General features: G+C 66.6%; 11 protein-coding genes. 7 read left to right on the plus strand and 4 right to left on the minus strand.

Going from position 1 to position 14,922, the window contains the following annotated elements; translation table 11 throughout:
- Window positions 1-11: 11 nt before the first annotated feature.
- From F624_RS0102085 to F624_RS0102095, 3 genes are all read right to left on the minus strand, one after another.
- On the minus strand, window positions 12-1,217 hold the full coding sequence (locus tag F624_RS0102085; RefSeq protein ID WP_019572598.1) for a DUF4172 domain-containing protein: 1,206 nt from the start codon (window positions 1,215-1,217) through the stop codon (window positions 12-14).
- 114 nt (window positions 1,218-1,331) lie between these two features.
- Window positions 1,332-2,429: an alkene reductase gene (locus tag F624_RS0102090; RefSeq protein WP_019572599.1), complete on the minus strand. Its 1,098-nt coding sequence runs from the start codon at window positions 2,427-2,429 to the stop codon at window positions 1,332-1,334.
- Window positions 2,430-2,662: 233 nt separating this feature from the next.
- Window positions 2,663-3,247, minus strand: a complete 585-nt coding sequence (locus F624_RS0102095) for a TetR/AcrR family transcriptional regulator (RefSeq protein WP_019572600.1) — start codon at window positions 3,245-3,247, stop codon at window positions 2,663-2,665.
- 275 nt (window positions 3,248-3,522) lie between these two features.
- Between F624_RS0102095 and F624_RS0102105 the strand changes: the two genes are divergently transcribed.
- Entirely contained in the window at window positions 3,523-6,036 is a 2,514-nt protein-coding gene (locus F624_RS0102105; protein WP_019572601.1) for a cation-translocating P-type ATPase, read from the plus strand.
- A gap of 45 nt (window positions 6,037-6,081) precedes the next feature.
- On the opposite strand, the gene F624_RS0102110 is transcribed toward F624_RS0102105, so the two are convergent.
- A complete protein-coding gene (locus F624_RS0102110; RefSeq protein ID WP_019572602.1) occupies window positions 6,082-7,557 on the minus strand; it encodes a short-chain fatty acyl-CoA regulator family protein in 1,476 nt (491 codons plus the stop codon).
- Window positions 7,558-7,683: 126 nt separating this feature from the next.
- Between F624_RS0102110 and F624_RS0102115 the strand changes: the two genes are divergently transcribed.
- The 6 genes from F624_RS0102115 (at window position 7,684) to F624_RS0102140 (ending at window position 14,828) form a co-directional block, all read left to right on the plus strand.
- Window positions 7,684-8,082 (plus strand): acyl-CoA thioesterase, encoded by a 399-nt coding sequence (locus F624_RS0102115; protein WP_031253867.1) that lies wholly within the window; start codon window positions 7,684-7,686, stop codon window positions 8,080-8,082.
- A complete protein-coding gene (gene prpC, locus F624_RS0102120) occupies window positions 8,079-9,248 on the plus strand; it encodes a bifunctional 2-methylcitrate synthase/citrate synthase (protein WP_019572604.1) in 1,170 nt (389 codons plus the stop codon). Before F624_RS0102115 ends, prpC begins: the two co-directional genes overlap by 4 nt.
- Before the next feature lie 65 nt (window positions 9,249-9,313).
- A complete protein-coding gene (acnD, locus tag F624_RS0102125; RefSeq protein ID WP_019572605.1) occupies window positions 9,314-11,947 on the plus strand; it encodes a Fe/S-dependent 2-methylisocitrate dehydratase AcnD in 2,634 nt (877 codons plus the stop codon).
- The gene (gene prpF, locus F624_RS0102130) at window positions 11,944-13,140 is read left to right on the plus strand and encodes a 2-methylaconitate cis-trans isomerase PrpF (RefSeq protein WP_019572606.1); all 1,197 of its coding nucleotides are present in this window, start codon (window positions 11,944-11,946) and stop codon (window positions 13,138-13,140) included. The genes acnD and prpF overlap by 4 nt, the downstream gene beginning before the upstream one ends.
- 39 nt (window positions 13,141-13,179) lie before the next feature.
- Window positions 13,180-14,040, plus strand: a complete 861-nt coding sequence (locus tag F624_RS0102135) for an isocitrate lyase/PEP mutase family protein (protein ID WP_031253868.1) — start codon at window positions 13,180-13,182, stop codon at window positions 14,038-14,040.
- A 404-nt stretch (window positions 14,041-14,444) separates the two neighbouring features.
- Window positions 14,445-14,828: a VOC family protein gene (locus tag F624_RS0102140; RefSeq protein WP_019572608.1), complete on the plus strand. Its 384-nt coding sequence runs from the start codon at window positions 14,445-14,447 to the stop codon at window positions 14,826-14,828.
- Window positions 14,829-14,922 lie beyond the last annotated feature (94 nt).

Genomic DNA, 14,922 nt, shown 5'->3' on the forward strand with positions numbered 1-14,922 from the left:
GGTGGCGGTCGCTAGAGGGCATCTGGCGTCAGCGGGGCTGCTGGGTCCGAGGCCAGACCGTGAGTCCAGCCGGGTACCTGGATGTAGTAGCGGATGGCCTTGCCTTGTCCGTGGCTCCGGAGCTGGCCGGCGAGCACCATCTGTGAAAGGTCTCGGGTGGCCGTGGCCTTGGAGACGCCTGTCATCTTCATGTACTTGTCGGCGTTCAGGCCACCCAGAAAGCCGCCATCGCCGTCGTCGAGCAAGCGTTGCAGCACTTTGCGTTGGCGATCCGGCAAGGTGTGGCTGGGATGCTGCTCCCAGAACCGGCGTTTCTCAAGGGCCTGGTCGATGATCCGCACCGTGCTCAGGTAGGCGTCTGCACACTGGGTCACAAACCAATGCACCCAATCCGTGACGTCACAGGAGCCGCGCTGGGCGCGGTTCAGCGCGTCGTAATAGGCGGCGCGAGACTTCAGCAGTTGCCGCGACAGGCTGTGCAAGCGCACCTCCCGCGGCCCGTGCTGGGCCAGTGCCAGGTCGACAATGGCGCGGCCGATGCGGCCATTGCCGTCCTCGAACGGGTGGATGCTCTCAAACCAAAGGTGCGCCATAGCGGCGCGGGCCAGCCCGTCGCCCAAGGGCCATTCGCCAAGGTCGTGCCTTGGCTGGGGCGCGGTCTTGTTGAACCATTGAAGGAATTGCTGCATCTGCCCGGGCACGTCAGCCGACGGTGGGGCCTCGAAGTGAACCTGCTCGCGCCCTGGAGGCCCACTGACGATCTGCATCGGATCCAGGTGTTCCCGGTAGCGGCCCACCGCGATGCGACGCAGGCCGGAGGTGCCGCCTGGAAACAGCGCCGCTTGCCACCGGCACAGTCGATCCGTATCCAGCACCTGGTCAAACCCTGACCAGGCATCGCTGATCACGTCGAGCAGGCCTTCCACATGGCGGTCGGTGGGTGGAGGCCCTGGCAGGCCCAGCCGACGCATGACCGAGGATCGCACCACCTCCAGCGCCAGCCGCTCTCCCTCGATGGCCGCCGTGGCCATCATCTCGTCAGACAGAGCGGCCAGGGCGACCGGGTGTGTCTCATTCAGGCCGATGGCTTGGGCCCTGCCCACCATCTGCCCGTGCAGCGAATGGGCCCGGGCCAAAGCGGGGGCCAGGGCCGCAGGGTCATAGCGGAGATGGGGCCATTCGGGGTGGGCCCAGATCCAGGGGGAGCGAGAGGACATGAGCCGCATTTTGCCTGATACGGCTCATTTGGTGAGCCGTAATTTGTGAAATGCGGCTCAAAACCAGGGTTGCTTACGCCTCAGGCGCCCCTCCGTCCCGCGCTCAGCCCACGCTCAGGCCGCCACAGCGTCCAGCGTGGGGTAGTCGGTATAGCCTTCGGCGCCGCCGCCGTACAGCTTGTCGGCGCGCAAGGGGTTGAGCGGGGCGTCTTCACGCAGGCGGCGCACCAGGTCGGGGTTGGCGATGAAGGGGCGGCCGAAGGCCACCACGTCGGTGGCGCCGCTGGCCACGGCCTCCAGCGCCTCGCTGCGGCTGAAGCCGTTGTTCACGATCCAGGTGCCGGGGAAGGCGCGGCGCAGCGCAGCGTAGTCGAAGGCCGGGGCGCCTTCGGGTTGGCGGGCGCCACCGGTTTCACCCTCGATCACGTGCAGGTAGGCCAGGCCCAGCGAGGCCACCTGCTGCACCACGTAGCCGTACAGGGCTTGGGCCTGGCTGTCCACCGGGGCGCTGCCGCCAAAGGTGGTGGTGGGGCTCAGGCGCAGGCCGGTGCGGCCGGCACCGATCTCGGCGGCCACCGTGCGCACCACCTCCAGCAGCAGGCGGGCCCGGTTTTCGATCGGGCCGCCGTAGGGGCCGCTGCGGTCGTTCACGCTGTCGCGCAGGAACTGCTCCAGCAGGTAGGTGTTGGCGCCGTGCACTTCCACGCCGTCAAAGCCGGCTTCGATGGCGTTGCGTGCGGCGCGGCGGTAGTCCTCCAGCAGGGCCGGGATTTCGTCGTCGCCCAGGGCGCGTGGCGTGGAGACCGGCACAAAGCCTTCGGCGGTGAAGGTGTGCGCCTTGGCCGCCACGGCGGTGGGCGACACGGGCGCGGCGCCACCGGGCAGCAGCGAGCTGTGCGAGATGCGACCCACATGCCACAGCTGAAGCACGATGCGCCCGCCCTTGGCGTGTACGGCGGCCGTCACTTGGCGCCAGGCCGCCACCTGCTCGGGCGAGTGGATGCCCGGGGTGTCGAGGTAGCCTTGCGCCATGGGGCTGATCTGGCTGGCCTCGGCAATGATCAGGCCGGCGCTGGCGCGCTGGCCGTAGTACTCGGCCATGGCCGCGGTGGGCACACCGCCGGGGGCGCGGTTGCGCGTCAGCGGGGCCATGGCGATGCGGTTGGACAGGGCGATGTCGCCGGCTTGGATGGGGTCGAACAAGGTGGTCATGGGGTCAAGGTCTTTCAGGTTGAAAGGGCCACTGGGGCCCGGGTTGAGGCTGGCAGGGGGTTGAAACAGGTGTTGGTGGGCGGGTAGGTTGGCGTGTTCGTGGGCCTGTTGCCACCGCTCGAATGTCGAAGATCAACAGGGCAGGGTGGTTTTGAACATGGGGTGCCTCTCTGTATTTAATAGACCGGTCGTCTAGTTGGGTTTCAAAAAAGCATGCAAAACGCAAAGCGGCCTCAGGGGGTGATCAATTGCTGCGTGAAGGCCATGGCCTGCTGCAGCGACTGGGTCTGCCGGTGCACCTTGCCCAGCAGGCTGGCGCCCAGCCACAGCTGGTACAGCAGGCTGGCGCTGGCCTCGGGGTCAAGCACGGGCATCGAGCCATCGGCCTGCCCCGCCCGGATGACCTCGGCCAAGCGCGCGGTGATGCGGTTGGTGCCGTCCTGCAGGGCCATGCGCATGGGCTCTGACAGGTCGGACACCTCGGCGCTCAGCTTCACCACCTGGCAGGGTTGGTCGTCGCAGCCGGGGCACTGGGTGGCCTGCCATTGCTGCCAATAGGCCAGCAGGCGTTCGCGGGCGTTCAGGTCGGTGCGCGCAAACAGGCTGTCGATGCGGGCCAGATAGGCTTCAAAGAAGGACTCGAGCAGGGCCTGGCCGAACTGTTCCTTGGATTTGAAGTAATGGTAGAACGAGCCCTTGGGCACCTCGGCCGCCTGCAGGATCTCGTTCAGCCCCACCGCCGAAAAGCCCTTGCTCGCGATGATGCGGTTGCCCGTGTCCAGGATGTGTTGGCGGGTGTCTGCGTGGGCGGGCTTCATGGGAACGGATGTTAGGCTTTTTATTAGACCAGTCGTCTAGGCTGCTGAAAATGACCGTTGAAAGCAGGGGGGTATCCCGATGCAGCTGCACCGACGGGGCTGGGCCCGGTTGGGTAACGATGCGCAGGCGATGGCGGACCGACAGCTTGCTGTACCCCAGAGCCCGTGCGTGCCGGCACCCGTGCGCCAGCGCAGAGACCGGGTCACGGATCGGGCGTATAACAAGCTCATGGTCACCACCCCGGTGGGCGCTGCCTCGCCCCACAGCACCTGACATGTCCGATCCCAATCCCACCCCACCCACAGGTCTGGACCCGGCCGTGGCCGCGCAGCGCCTGCGCGACGAAGGCCCCAATGAACTGGGCATCAGCCAGCGCCGCACCTTGCGCGACATGGCCTGGGACGTGGTGCGCGAGCCCATGTTCCTGCTGCTGCTGGGCGCCGGGGCCATCTATCTGACCATGGGCAACGCCCATGAGGCGCTGATCCTGCTGGGCTTTGTGCTCATCATCATGACCCTCACGGTGCTGCAGGAGCGGCGCACCGATCAGACCCTGAACGCCTTGCGCGACCTGTCCAGTCCGCGCGCGCTGGTGTTGCGGGGCGGTGTGGCGCAGCGGGTGGCCGGGCGCGAGGTGGTGCGCGAAGACCTGTTGATGATTGCCGAGGGCGACCGCGTGCCGGCCGATGGCACCTTGTTGCAAGCGCATGAGCTGGCCACCGACGAGGCCATGCTCAGCGGCGAATCCGAGCCTGTGGCCAAGCAGGTCGGGCAGCCCGTGTTTGCCGGCACCCTGGTGGTCAGCGGCCAGGGCCTGGTGCAGGTCACGGCGGTGGGCCGGCGCACCGAGCTGGGCCAGATCGGCCAGTCGCTGGACACGATTGCGCTGCAGGCTTCGCCCTTGCGCGAAGAGATGGCCCGGCTGACGCGCCGGCTGGTGTTCATTGGCCTCGCGCTGTGCGCCCTGCTGGTGGGCCTGCTGGGCGTGCTGCGGGGCGATTGGCTGCAGGCCGTGCTGTCGGGCATCACCCTGGCCATGGGCGTGCTGCCGCAGGAGCTGCCGGTGATCATGATCGTGTTCCTGGCCCTGGCCGCGCGGCGCCTGGCGGCCCAGCAGGTGCTGACCCGGCGCCTGAACGCCATCGAGACCCTGGGCCAGACCACGGTGCTGTGCGTCGACAAGACCGGCACCCTGACGCAGAACCGCATGGCCGTGGCCGCCTTGTGTGCCGGCGACCAGACCCTGAGCACCCTGGGCCCGATGCCAGAGGGCCCCGATGCGCTGCCCGAGGCCTTCCACGAGCTGCTGGAGTACGCCGTGCTGGCCAGCGAGATCGACCCGCACGACCCGATGGAGCAGGCCTTCCACCGCTTTGCCGGCGCGCACCTGGTGGGCACCGAGCACCTGCACCCCGAATGGCGCCTGGTGCGCGAGTACGAGCTGTCGCCGGGCCTGCTGGCCATGTCGCACCTGTGGCGCGACAAGAGCGGTCAGGTGGACCGGGTGGCCTCCAAAGGGGCACCCGAAGCCGTGGCCGACCTGTGCCACCTGCCCGAGGCCAAGCGCGCCGCCGTCAGCGCCCAGGCCGCGCAACTGGCCGATCAGGGCCTGCGGGTGCTGGGGGTGGCCAAGGCACGCCACCGCAGCGCCCAGGACTGGCCCACCGGCCAGCACGATTTCGAATTTGTCTGGCTGGGCCTGGTCGGTCTGGCCGATCCGCTGCGCCCCGAGGTGCCGGCGGCCATCGCGCAATGCCGCCAGGCCGGTATCCGGGTGGTGATGATCACCGGCGACCACCCGCGCACCGCCAGTGCGGTGGCGGCCCAGGCGGGCATTGCGCGCGATCAGGTCATCACCGGCGATGAGCTGGCCGGCCTGACGCCCCCCGAGTTGGCCAGCCGGCTGGCCGAGGTCGATGTGTTTGCGCGCATCAGGCCACAGCAGAAGCTGGCCCTGGTCGAGGCGCTCAAGGCCCGCGGCGAGGTGGTCGCCATGACGGGCGACGGCGTCAACGATGCGCCGGCGCTCAAGGCCGCGCACATCGGCATTGCCATGGGCCAGCGCGGCACCGACGTGGCCCGCGAGGCTGCGGCCCTCGTGCTGCTGCAGGACGATTTTTCGGCCATCGTGCAGGCCATTGCCCGCGGGCGACTGACCTTTGCCAACCTTCGTCAGGCCATGGTCTACACGCTGGCGGTGCACGTGCCCATCATTGCGCTGGCGCTGTTGCCGGTGCTGTTCGGCCTGCCACTGGTGCTCGCCCCCTTGCACATCGCGTTTCTGGAGCTGGTGATCGATCCGGCCTGCTCGATCGTGTTCGAGGCCGAGCCCGCTACGGCCGGCCTCATGGCACGCCCGCCGCGGCGCAGCGATGAACCCCTGCTGAACAGGCGCCATGTGTTGCTGAGCCTGTTGCAAGGGGGCGCGGTGAGTGTGACGGTGGTGGGCCTCTATGCCTGGCTGCTGAGCCGGGGGCAGCCGGCCGGCCTGGCCAGTACGGTGGCCTTTGTGCTGCTGGTGGCTGCCAATGCCGCACTGATCCTGCCCAGCCGCAGCGGGCGTGTGGGTTGGCAAAGCCTGTTCAAGGGCCTCACGCCGGTCAGCCTGTGGGTGCTGGGCGGCACGCTGCTGGCGCTGTGCGCCATCACCACCGTGCCCTGGCTGGCGGCGCCGTTCCACTTTGTGGCGTTGGCGCCTGGGCTTTGGCTGGCCACGCTGGCCGCCGGCTTCAGCTTGCTGCTGGTTTTTGTGGGCAACCAGCGCCTGCTGGGGCGCAGGGCGGCCTGACAGCGGGCCAGGGTTGTGGCTCAGACCGGCGCCTGGCCGGCCGCCTCATCGCTTGCCTGGCTGATGAGGGAGCGCCGTCGTGTGCCCTGAGGGATGGGAGCCCGTGCCTGTGCTCAGGAGCGATCCATACGGCGCCGACGGGCTTTGGTTTTCGTCGACGGCCAGGGCGCGGCCCACAAACGGAAAGGCGCGCTGCGGGCAGTCATCGCGTTCGCACACCTTGCAGCCCATGCCGATCGGTGTGGCGGCCTCCGGGGCCTGCAGATCCAGCCCCTTGGCATAGACCAGGCGATGGGCATGGCGCACATCGCAGCCCAGGCCGATCGAGAAGGTTCGTCGAGCGGAGCCATAGCCGGCCTGGCCATGGGTGACGGTGTGCGCCACCCACAAATACCGGCGGCCGTCCGGCATGCTGGACAACTGGGTCAGGATCTGGCCCGGTCGCGAGAAGGCTTCATAGACGTTCCACAGCGGGCAGGTGCCGCCGATCCGGCTGAAGTGGAAGTGGGTGGCGGATTGTCTTTTGGAGATGTTGCCGGCCCGATCGACCCGCACAAAGAAGAAGGGCACGCCGGGTGCCCCCAGCCGTTGCAGCGTGCTGAGCCGATGGCAGATCGTCTCCAGCCCGACGCCATAGCGCCTTCCCAGCAATTCGATGTCGTAGCGAAGGGCCTCGGCGACCTGCAGAAAGTCGCTGTAGGGCAGCAGCAGCGCGCCGGCGAAATAGTTGGCCAGGCCCACCCTCACCAGTTTGCGGGCCGGCTCGTTCTGGGTGAAGGGGGGGACCTGGATCAAGGCATCGATGTCGGCAGAGAACTCGGCCAGGGCCAGCTGGGTGGCCATCTGGAAGGACTGCTGGGCAGCCTCAAGATGGGCCGAAAGCGTCAGGGTGGCGGTGTCCGGGTCGAAGCGGCGTTTGCTGCGTTGGCCTGAGCCGTCTCTGTGCACGCGGATGCCGTGGCGGGTCAGGCGTTGTTCCAGCCAGGTCGACAATGGCTGTGATGACGCGTTGGCCTGGGCCGCCAAGGCTTCGGCCGCGCGATCCAGGGCGTCGAAATGGTTCTGATGCGAAAAGAAGAAATCGCGCACCCATTCGAAGGGCTGACTGATCAGGCCTTGCTCGCTGCTGCGGTTGTCTCCGAATTGCACCGACAGTGTCTCCAGGTGCCCCTGCAACGCATGCTGGCGCCGATGCAGGTCGATCACCGCGCGGGCCAGCCCGGGCATCTGGGAGGCCACCTCCTGGAACTCGGGCAATGAGATCGGTTCGGCTGCGTCTGCCAGCGCCTCCCTCAGTCCGGCCATCAAGCGGGCTTCCTCGTCTTCCGAGAAGTCCTGGATGTCCACCCCCATGGCCTTGTTGAGCCGCAACAGGACCGCCACGGTGAAGGGGCGCTGGTTCTGCTCCAGCTGATTGAGGTAGCTGGGGGACAGGCCCAGGGCCTGGGCCAGCGCGATCTGCGACAGGCCACGTTCGGCGCGCAGCTTGCGCAACTTCACGCCCATGAAGGTCTTTTTCATTGCTCTTGTTCGCTCGGTGTCGTCATCTGGGTAATTCGCAAAATTTGCTGATTTGCGAAATAGGTTCGCAAAAATTCGCCAATTCAGGGGTTTTGGCGGGCATCCATTTTGCGTAAATTGCGAAGCATGACAAGCCCACCCGGAACCCTTGAATTGCACGAACTGGTGTTGCCCGCCTTGGCCAACCACCACGGCACCCTGTTTGCAGGCCAGGGTTTGCAGCTTCTGGCCAAGGCCGCTTTTCTGACGGCCCGCCGTCTTGCGCAGCGCGAGGTCGTGATGGCCAGCGTGAGCGGCGTGGACTTTTTGGCGCCGGTGCCCGTCGGCCATCAACTGGTGTTGCGGGCCTGGGTCAGCCGGGTGGGCCGCAGCTCCATGACGGTGTGCGTGACGGCCTTGGCCGATGCACCCGCCCTGCCTCTTGAGGAGGTCATCCAAGGGGTGTTTGAGATGGTGGCGGTGGATCCGTCCGGCCGCCCCGTTTCCATTGATTGTTCTTATATCCAACAGGAGACTCAACCATGAACGCCAACGTCGCAGCGACCCCGGTCGTGCCGACCTTCAAGCCCAAGAAATCGGTCGCCCTGTCGGGCACCGACGCCGGCAACACCGCCTTGTGCTCCGTGGGGCGCAGCGGCAATGATCTGCATTACCGGGGCTATGACATCCTGGACGTGGCCTGCACCTGTGAGTTCGAGGAGGTGGCGCACCTGCTGGTGCATGGCAAGCTGCCCAACACGGCCGAACTGGCGGCCTACAAGACCAGATTGCAGGCCATGCGGGGGCTGCCGAGCGCCGTGAAGGCCGCGCTGGAGCAGTTGCCGCCCTCGACCCATCCCATGGATGTGATGCGCACCGGGGTCTCGGTGCTGGGCTGCGTGAAGCCCGAGAAGGACGACCACAACCACCCCGGCGCCCGCGACATTGCCGACAAGCTGATGGCCTCGCTGGGCTCGATGCTGCTGTACTGGTATCACTTTGCCTGCAACGGCAAGCGCATCGAGGTCGAGACCGATGATGACTCCATCGGTGGCCACTTCCTGCACCTGCTGCATGGTGAGAAGCCGCGCGACAGCTGGGTGCGCGCCATGCACACCTCGCTGATCCTGTATGCCGAGCACGAGTTCAACGCCTCCACGTTCACCTCGCGCGTGGTGGCCGGCACCGGCTCCGACCTGTATTCGGCCATCTGCGGCGGCATCGGTGCGCTGCGCGGCCCCAAGCACGGCGGCGCCAACGAGGTGGCTTTCGAGATCCAGAAGCGCTACGACAACCCTGACGAAGCCGAGGCCGACATCCGCGCCCGCGTCGAACGCAAGGAGGTGGTGATCGGCTTTGGTCACCCGGTCTATACCGTGAGCGACCCGCGCAACGGGGTGATCAAGCAGGTGGCCCGTGAACTCTCGCTGGAGCAGCGCAATACCCGCATGTACGACATTGCCGAGCGCCTGGAGTCGGTGATGTGGGAGGCCAAGAACATGTTCCCCAACCTCGATTGGTTCAGCGCGGTCAGCTACCACATGATGGGGGTGCCCACCGACATGTTCACACCCCTGTTCGTGATTGCCCGCACCTCGGGCTGGTCGGCCCATGTGATCGAGCAGCGCATCGACGGCAAGATCATCCGGCCGAGTGCCCGGTACACCGGCCCCGAAGAGCGGGTGTTCGTGCCGCTGTCGCAACGCGTGTGAGCGCCCCTGAGCCGGCCCAGGGCACGCCGCCTTGCCATCAAAATGACTCTCTCGAATCCCCGCTCATGAATCCATTGTTCAGAAAACCCCTGCCCGGCACCGCGCTGGACTACATCGACGCCCGAGCTGCCGTCGACCTGCTGAGGCCTGGCGCCTGGGCCGGTCTGCCCTATACCGCGCGCGTGCACGCCGAGAACATCGTGCGGCGCGCCGATCCGGCCATGGTGGACGCCTGCCTGCTGCAGATCATCGACCGCAGGCGCGACATCGACTTTCCCTGGTACCCCGGTCGGGTGGTGTGCCACGACATCCTGGGCCAGACCGCCCTGGTGGACCTGGCGGGGCTGCGTGACGCCATCGCCCAGCAGGGGGGTGACCCTGCGGCCGTGAACCCGGTGGTACCGGTGCAGCTCATCGTCGACCATTCTCTGGCCGTGGAGTGCGGTGGCTTCGACCCCCAGGCCTTTGCCAGGAATCGTGCGATTGAAGACCGCCGCAATGAAGACCGCTTCCATTTCATCGAATGGACGAAGAAGGCCTTTGCCAACGTGGACGTGATCCCCGCGGGCAACGGCATCATGCACCAGATCAATCTGGAAAGAATGTCCCCCGTGGTGGCCGTGCAAAACGGTGTGGCCTTTCCCGACACCTGTGTCGGCACCGACAGCCACACCCCCCACGTGGATGCCCTGGGTGTGATCGCGGTGGGCGTGGGCGGGCTGGAGGCCGAAAACGTGATGCTGGGCCGGGCTTCGTGGATGCGCCTGCCCGACATCGTGGGCGTGTGCCTGTCCGGCCAACGCCAGCCGGGCATCACGGCCACCGACATCGCGCTGGCCCTGACGGAGTTTCTGCGTGCACAGAAAGTCGTCGGGGCTTATGTGGAGTTCTTCGGCGAGGGGGCTGACAGCCTGTCCATCGGCGACCGCTCCACCATCTCCAACATGTGCCCCGAGTACGGGGCCACGGCGGCCCTGTTCTACATCGACCAGCAGACGCTGGACTACCTGCGGCTCACCGACCGCAGCCCGCAGCAGCTTCAGTTGGTGGAGACCTATGCGAAGGTGGCGGGCTTGTGGCGCACCGAACTGCAGACGGCGCACTATGAACGCGTGCTGGCATTTGATCTGTCGGGCGTGGTGCGCAACATGGCCGGCCCGTCGAACCCGCACCGCCGCCTGCCGACCACGGCGCTGGTGGAGCGGGGCATCGCCGGGGCGCAGAAGTTGGCGGCCGCCAGGGCCGATGAAGCCCAGGGCCTGTTGCCCGATGGCGCGGTGATCATTGCCGCCATCACCAGCTGCACCAACACCAGCAACCCGCGCAACGTCATCGCGGCGGCCCTGTTGGCGCGCAATGCACGTCGCTTGGGCCTGGTGCGCAAGCCCTGGGTCAAGACCTCGCTGGCCCCAGGCTCCAAGGCCGTGGCGCTTTACCTGAAGGAGGCCGGCCTGCTGGCTGATCTGGAGGCCCTGGGCTTTGGCATCGTGGCCTTTGCCTGCACCACCTGCAATGGCATGAGCGGTGCCCTGGAGCCCAAGATCCAGCAGGAAATCATCGAACGCGATCTGTACGCCACGGCGGTGCTCTCAGGCAACCGCAATTTCGACGGCCGCATCCACCCCTATGCCAAGCAGGCCTTCCTGGCTTCGCCACCGCTGGTGGTGGCCTATGCGATCGCGGGCACCATTCGCTTTGACATCGAGCGCGACGTGCTGGCCGTGGTGCAGGGCCGGGAGGTTCGACTGCAAGACCTCTGGCCCAGCGATGAGGAGATCGATGCGGTCGTCCAGGCCGCCGTGAAGCCCGAGCACTACCGGGCCGTGTACGAGCCCATGTTTGCCCTCCAGGCCGACCACGGTCCCAAGGTCTCGCCGCAGTACGACTGGCGCCCGCAATCCACCTACATCCGCCGCCCGCCGTATTGGGACACCGAGGGCATGGGTGCCCTGGCGGCCAGCCCGCGCACCCTCAAGGGCATGCGCCCCCTGGCGCTGCTGCCTGACAACATCACCACCGATCACCTGTCGCCGTCGAACGCGATTTTGCGCAACTCGGCTGCCGGTGAGTACCTGCACAAGATGGGCCTGCCCGAAGAAGACTTCAACTCCTACGCCACCCACCGGGGTGACCACCTGACCGCCATGCGCGCCACATTGGCCAACCCTCAACTTGTCAACGAGATGGCGGTGCTGGAGGGCCGGGTGCAGAAGGGGTCGTTGGCCCGCATCGAGCCCGAGGGCCGGGTGGTGCGCATGTGGGAGGCCATCGAAACCTATCTGCAGCGCCGCCAGCCGCTGATCATCATTGCTGGTGCCGACTACGGCCAAGGCTCCAGCCGCGATTGGGCCGCCAAGGGCGTGCGTCTGGCCGGCGTGGAGACGGTGGTGGCCGAAGGTTTTGAGCGCATCCACCGCACCAACCTGATCGGCATGGGGGTGCTGCCGCTGGAGTTCCAGGCCGGCACGACGCGTCTGACGCTGGGCCTGGACGGCACGGAAACCTACGAGGTGGCTGGTGAGCTGGCTCCCCGGGCCGAACTGACTCTGGTGGTCACAGGTTGCAGCGGCGCGGCGCTGACCGTACCGGTGCTGTGTCGGCTCGATACCGCCGAAGAGGTATCGGTCTACCAGGCCGGCGGTGTGTTGCAACGATTTGCCCAGGACTTCCTGGCCCGGAAACAAGGAGCCCCGGCATGAGCCACGCCCCCCAGATCAAGATCCCTGCCACCTACCTGCGCGGCGGCACCAGCAAGGGTGTGTTCTTCCGCCTGCAGGACCTGCCCGAGGCTGCCCAGGTGCCCGGGCCGGCCCGTGACCGCTTGCTGCAGCGCGTGATCGGCAGCCCCGACCCCTATGCCAAGCAGATCGACGGCATGGGCGGCGCCACATCGTCCACCTCCAAGGCGGTGATCATCGGGCCCGCCACCGTGCCCGGGCACGATGTGGACTATTTGTTCGGTCAGGTCGCCATCGACAGCGACTTTGTGGACTGGTCGGGCAACTGTGGCAACCTGTCGGCGGCCGTCGGGCCATTTGCCATTGCCCAGGGGTTCATCCCGCCCGAGCGCCTGGCGCAAGACGGGATGTGCACCGTGCGCATCTGGCAGGCCAACATCCGCAAGACCATCGTGGCCCATGTGCCCATCAGCGGTGGACAGGTGCAGGAAACGGGCGACTTCGAGCTCGACGGTGTGACCTTTGCGGCCGCCGAGGTGCCCATCGAGTTTCTGGACCCCGCCGAAGAGGGAGAAGAGGGGGAAGAGGGCAGCGCGTTGTTCCCCACCGGCCAGGTGGTGGACACGCTGGACGTGCCCGGTGTGGGCCGCTTCCAGGCCACCTTCATCAATGCAGGCATTCCCACCATCTTCCTGAACGCCTCTGAGCTGGGCTACACCGGCACCGAGTTGCAGGAGGCCATCAATGGCGACGCGCATGCGCTGGCCCGCTTCGAAACGATCCGCGCCCACGGGGCTTTGCGCATGGGCCTGATCAAGGACCTGGGCGAAGCCGCCAGACGCCAGCACACGCCCAAGATCGCCTTTGTGGCGCCCCCGGCCAGCTACACCGCCAGCAGCGGCAAGCCCGTCAACGCGGGCGAGATCGACCTGCTGGTGCGTGCCCTGTCCATGGGCAAATTGCACCACGCCATGATGGGCACGGCGGCGGTCGCCATCGGCACGGCCGCCGCCGTGCCGGGCACGCTGGTCAACCTGGCCGCGGGCGGCGGCCAGCGCGAGGCCGTGCGCTTCGGCCACCCTTCGGGCACGCTGCGCGTCGGCGCCCAGGCCGCGCTGCGTGAAGGGCAATGGGTGGTCACCAAGGCCTTGATGAGCCGCAGCGCCCGAGTCCTCATGGAGGGCTGGGTGCGTGTGCCGGCCGATGTGCTTTGACCCTGTTCTGTCGTTCAACCTGCTTCTGAAATGTCATCCATGTCCACCCGTCAGCAACTCAAACAACTGGTCGAAGCCCGCCGCGGCCTGCTTGTGCCCGGTGCCTTCAACGCGCTGTCCGCCAAGGTCATTGAAGACCTGGGGTTCAAGGCCATCTACGTGACCGGTGCCGGTGTCACCAACATGTGGTTCGGCATGCCCGATCAGGGCTTCATGGGGCTGGCCGAGATCGCCGATCACACCGCCCGCATCCGCGACGCGGTGAACGTGCCCTTGCTGGTCGATGCCGACACCGGGTTTGGCAATGCGCTCAACGTGTACCACACGGTGCGCACGCTGGAGCGGGCCGGCGCCGACTGCATCCAGCTTGAAGACCAGGTGGCGCCCAAGCGCTGCGGCCACTTCTCGGGCAAGGAGGTCATCTCCACCGAAGAGGCCGTCAACAAGATCAAGGCCGCCGTGGACGCGCGCCGCGACCCCGATCTGCTCATCATGGCACGCACCGACGCTGCCGCCACCCATGGCTTTGAAGCCGCCGTGGAGCGCGCCCAGCGCTTTGCAGAGGCCGGTGCCGACATCCTCTTTGTCGAGGCCGTGACCCAGGCCGACGAGGTGCGCGCGCTGCCGCAGCGCCTGGCCAAGCCCCAGCTCATGAACATGGTGATCGGTGGGCGCACTCCCATCTTCAATGCCGAGCAACTCGCTGAGTTGGGGTATGGCATCGTGCTGTATGCCAACGCGGCCCTGCAAGGCGCCGTGGCCGGCATGCAAAAGGCCTTGACCGTGCTACGCGACCAGAAAGAGGTGCAGGAATCCAGCGGCCTGGTCACCCCGTTTGCCGAACGCCAAAGGCTGGTCGGCAAGCCGGACTGGGATGCACTTGAGAGGCAATACACCTGAAATACACCTGAATGCCGGGTGAGCAGCCTGGCCCGGTGGTTCTCGCACCAGGGCTCGCCGCAGGGAACCGAACCGCCTGACCCCAGGTTCAAGCGCTTTGAAGGGCCAAGGGATTCTGCCCTGTTCGGAGGCTGGCGCTGGATCGGCGGAACCCATTGACCGCGATGGTGGTGTGAGTTGCAGAACATGCACACGCCAGCCTCTTTTCCTGGGCAGCCGCAGTGTCCATTCGAGCCAAATCAATGCCCGCATCCACAGGTGGGTTGTCATCTGATACCGCATTAGATGAGAACAATTCTCAACTGAGATGCTAAGATGCCGACCAGACAAGCCGCTGGGCCCGCTCGAAAGAGGGGTTGAGGGCCAGCGCTGTTCCAACCCGACTTGTACGGACTGAACCAGGCATGCACCCCGCTGATATTTTGGAAATCAAGGCGTTTGTTCCCGCACGGGATTTCTCGCTGTCATTGGCCTTCTACGCCGACTTGGGTTTCGAGTTGCGCTCCTCGGGGGGCGGCATTGCCTACCTCAGCGCCGGGGCTTGCAGCTTTCTGCTGCAGGCGTTCGATGAGGCCCCGCACGCGCACCTGTGCCAGATGCACCTCCTGGTTCGGGATGTTCAGGCGTGGCATGACCGGGTGGTGGCCCGCCGCTTGGCCGAAACCTACGGTGTGAGAGTCACGCCGATCACCGTCCAGCCTTACCAGATGCGTGACTTCACGGTGTCTGATCCCAGCGGTGTGTGTTGGGTCATCGGTGAAAACATCCCCGGGGGGCTGCATGTTTGAGGCGGCTGCAGCGCCACACCTCGGCTTGCAAGGCCAGAGTGCCGGCCGCGAGCTGCATGTGCACCCCGACGCCCAGCACCTGCGCCAGCAAATG

The sequence above is a fragment of the Curvibacter lanceolatus ATCC 14669 genome (assembly GCF_000381265.1).
Classification (GTDB): domain Bacteria; phylum Pseudomonadota; class Gammaproteobacteria; order Burkholderiales; family Burkholderiaceae_C; genus Curvibacter; species Curvibacter lanceolatus.

Coding starts and splice junctions, on each gene's coding strand:
- prpC (WP_019572604.1), top strand. CDS start 8,079: ATGAACGCCAACGTCGCAGCGACCCCGGTCGTGCCGACCTTCAAGCCC.
- F624_RS0102085 (WP_019572598.1), bottom strand. CDS start 1,217: ATGTCCTCTCGCTCCCCCTGGATCTGGGCCCACCCCGAATGGCCCCAT.
- F624_RS0102090 (WP_019572599.1), bottom strand. CDS start 2,429: ATGACCACCTTGTTCGACCCCATCCAAGCCGGCGACATCGCCCTGTCC.
- prpF (WP_019572606.1), top strand. CDS start 11,944: ATGAGCCACGCCCCCCAGATCAAGATCCCTGCCACCTACCTGCGCGGC.
- F624_RS0102115 (WP_031253867.1), top strand. CDS start 7,684: ATGACAAGCCCACCCGGAACCCTTGAATTGCACGAACTGGTGTTGCCC.
- F624_RS0102110 (WP_019572602.1), bottom strand. CDS start 7,557: ATGAAAAAGACCTTCATGGGCGTGAAGTTGCGCAAGCTGCGCGCCGAA.
- F624_RS0102140 (WP_019572608.1), top strand. CDS start 14,445: ATGCACCCCGCTGATATTTTGGAAATCAAGGCGTTTGTTCCCGCACGG.
- acnD (WP_019572605.1), top strand. CDS start 9,314: ATGAATCCATTGTTCAGAAAACCCCTGCCCGGCACCGCGCTGGACTAC.
- F624_RS0102135 (WP_031253868.1), top strand. CDS start 13,180: ATGTCCACCCGTCAGCAACTCAAACAACTGGTCGAAGCCCGCCGCGGC.
- F624_RS0102105 (WP_019572601.1), top strand. CDS start 3,523: ATGTCCGATCCCAATCCCACCCCACCCACAGGTCTGGACCCGGCCGTG.
- F624_RS0102095 (WP_019572600.1), bottom strand. CDS start 3,247: ATGAAGCCCGCCCACGCAGACACCCGCCAACACATCCTGGACACGGGC.